Origin of the sequence: Clostridium sp. 1001270J_160509_D11 (assembly GCF_015667935.1) — a bacterium.
Taxonomy (GTDB): Bacteria; Bacillota; Clostridia; order Peptostreptococcales; family Peptostreptococcaceae; genus Intestinibacter.
The window spans coordinates 1-2,642 of record NZ_JADPET010000222.1 but is presented as its reverse complement, the minus strand read 5'-3'; the positions used below and the strand labels follow the sequence as shown (position 1 = coordinate 2,642).

Below are 2,642 nucleotides of genomic sequence, written 5' to 3'. Positions count from 1 at the left end.
GATTTGAAATATTCCAAATCGGTTTTTTTGATATAGCTAAAAATATTTAACTGAATATAAAATTTTTAATTTAATGTAGTAATTAAAAATCTAGAAATTTCATCATATGGTATTTCTTCTGTCTTTAATAAACTTTGTACTACTAATCCATCTACAATAGATATCAATAAAAAAGAAATTGGGTAAGAATCATCTCTAAAACTAATTGAGTTTTTAATTTCTAATTCTAGGGCTTTTCTCCATTGTATATATTTGATTTTAAATCGCTCTCTAAGTTTTTCATTACTAGTTATAGCCTCACAAATTAGATACATATGTATTCTTCCATGGGTTTTTATATCGGATATTTTATTTAGTGTGACAGATACAAACTCTTCCGTACTAGAGTCAAAGCCTACATTTTGCAGACATCCAATTAGTGAATTTGTGATTATAGATAGATGCATATCAGCCATATCACAAATAATATCATCTTTACTTGCGTAATGATAATATAAGGTACCTTTGCTAATACCAACTTCTTTAGCTATATCTGAAAGACTAGTATTTTTTATCCCCTGTTTAGCCATTAATTTTGTAGAGGCCGCTAGAATAGTTGCTTTCATATTAGTCGGCTTCATATTAAAATAACCTTTCTTTTTTTATAATAAAAATAATCTTACTAAATTTATTTAAATTATAATCTTATATGAAAATAAAGTCAAATTAAGGAGAATAACACTTTGTTAAATATGTTGACTTTTAATACATAAAAGAATAAAATATTATTATAAAAATCGGTCGTTCGACCGACTGAAAAAATAATTATATGTAAGTGAGGAAAAAATATGGATAAAATTAAACTTATAACTGATGGTTCTTGTGATCTTTCAGATGAAGTTTTAAATAAATTTAATATTAATGTAGTACCACTTGGTGTATCTTTTGGGGAAGAACATTATACTGCTGGAGTTGATATAGATAATAAAACGTTTTATGCTAAAATGAAAGAAAGCACAGAACTGCCAAAAACATTTTGTCCATCTCCAGAAAGTTTTTCTAAAGAATATCAAGGTGAAGAAAAGGTAATAGTAATAACTTTAGGAGCTAAATTATCAGGAACATACAATAGTGCTGTACTTGCAAGAGACTTATATTTAGCAGACAATGATGAAAAGGATATTAGAGTAATAGATTCTAATACTGGAAGTATAGGTGCAGGGCTTTTATTAATAAAAGCATCTAAAATGATTTCTGAAGGTAAAGATATAGATGAAATAGTTAATACTATAGAAAATATAAAAGATGAAGTTTCATTCTATGGAACATTAGAAACTTTAGAAAATGCTGTAAAAGGTGGAAGAATAAGTCCACTAGCAGGTAAAATAATAGGAGCATTAAACTTTAAAGCAATTGTACAAATAAAAGACGGAGCAGTTAAACCTGTAGATAAAGCTAGAGGAGAAAGTAATAGTATCAAAAAAGTTGCTAGTCATATAACAACAAGTATAGAAGACACTAAAGATAAAATATTATGTCTAATGCATGCTGATTGTAAAGAAAAAGCAGAAAAATTACTTTCAACAATAGAAAAAACTCATCAATTTGATGAAGTTTATATAAGTGAAGTTGGTCCTGTAATGGGAACATACACTTCTCAAGGTGCAGTTTTAGCAGCAGTATTATAATAGATATTTTAAAAAGAAAATTTAGAAAAGATATTGACAGTATAATATCTTTTTTATTAAATATATTATAAGGAATCGTTCTATATTAGAACGATTTTTTTTAGATAAATAATCTTAGGAGGATCATATGAAAAAAATAGGAATAATCGGAGCTATGGATAATGAGGTAAGAACTCTTATCCAAATGATGGACATAGAAAAAACAGTAGAAAAAGCAAGTTTAAAATTCTATATAGGTAAATTAGAAGGAAAAGACATTGTATTAGTTCAATGTGGAATAGGTAAAGTAAATGCAGCATTATGTGCACAAATACTAATAAGTGAATTTGGTGTTGATGCAGTTGTTAATACAGGTGTTGCAGGTGCAATACATTCATCATTAGATGTAAATGATATAGTAATATCTACAGAAGCTATACAATATGATGTAGATGCTACAGCATTTGGTTATAAAAAAGGTCAAATACCTCAAATGGAAAACTCAGTATTTAAAGCTGATGAAAAATTAATGGAAACAGCATATCAATCTAGTTTAGAACAAGCAAAAGGTGAAGACTTCAAAATAGTTAAAGGAAGAGTTGTAACAGGCGATATATTCATAAGTTCAAAAGAATTAAAAGATGAGCTTGATAATGACTTCAATGCTTACTGTGGTGAGATGGAAGGTGGAGCAATTGCTCATGCTTGTACAGTAAACAATGTACCATTTGTAATAATAAGAGCGATGTCTGACAAAGCTGATGGAAGCGCAGATGTAACATATGAAGAATTTGTTGATAAAGCAGCTGAAAACTCAAAAGATATAGTACTTAGAATGTTAAGAGCATTATAATTTTAATATATAATAAATAATTTATAATAAAAAACACATCTTAGATTTCAATATATTGAAAAGCCTAAGATGTGTTTTTTTATGCTATATAAGAAATTATATTCATTTATAAATTGTAAATAAGTATAATTTTTATAGATGTG

Annotated in this window: 3 protein-coding genes; 2 read left to right on the top strand and 1 reads right to left on the bottom strand. The window is 27.3% G+C overall.

From position 1 onward, the window contains the following. Nucleotides 1-65: 65 nt before the first annotated feature. Entirely contained in the window at nt 66-620 is a 555-nt protein-coding gene (locus I4U58_RS13415; RefSeq protein ID WP_195931837.1) for a TetR/AcrR family transcriptional regulator, read from the bottom strand. A gap of 207 nt (nt 621-827) precedes the next feature. Between I4U58_RS13415 and I4U58_RS13410 the strand changes: the two genes are divergently transcribed. Both I4U58_RS13410 and I4U58_RS13405 read left to right on the top strand, forming a co-directional pair. After that, nucleotides 828-1,667, top strand: coding sequence for a DegV family protein (locus I4U58_RS13410; protein ID WP_195931836.1), 840 nt, complete (start codon nt 828-830; stop codon nt 1,665-1,667). 127 nt (nt 1,668-1,794) lie between these two features. Beyond that, on the top strand, nt 1,795-2,499 hold the full coding sequence (locus tag I4U58_RS13405) for a 5'-methylthioadenosine/adenosylhomocysteine nucleosidase (protein WP_195931835.1): 705 nt from the start codon (nt 1,795-1,797) through the stop codon (nt 2,497-2,499). Nucleotides 2,500-2,642 lie beyond the last annotated feature (143 nt).

What these genes read in the sequence shown, in the direction of transcription:
- I4U58_RS13410 (WP_195931836.1), top strand. Translation starts at nt 828, where the DNA reads ATGGATAAAATTAAACTTATAACTGATGGTTCTTGTGATCTTTCAGAT.
- I4U58_RS13415 (WP_195931837.1), bottom strand. Translation starts at nt 620, where the DNA reads ATGAAGCCGACTAATATGAAAGCAACTATTCTAGCGGCCTCTACAAAA.
- I4U58_RS13405 (WP_195931835.1), top strand. Translation starts at nt 1,795, where the DNA reads ATGAAAAAAATAGGAATAATCGGAGCTATGGATAATGAGGTAAGAACT.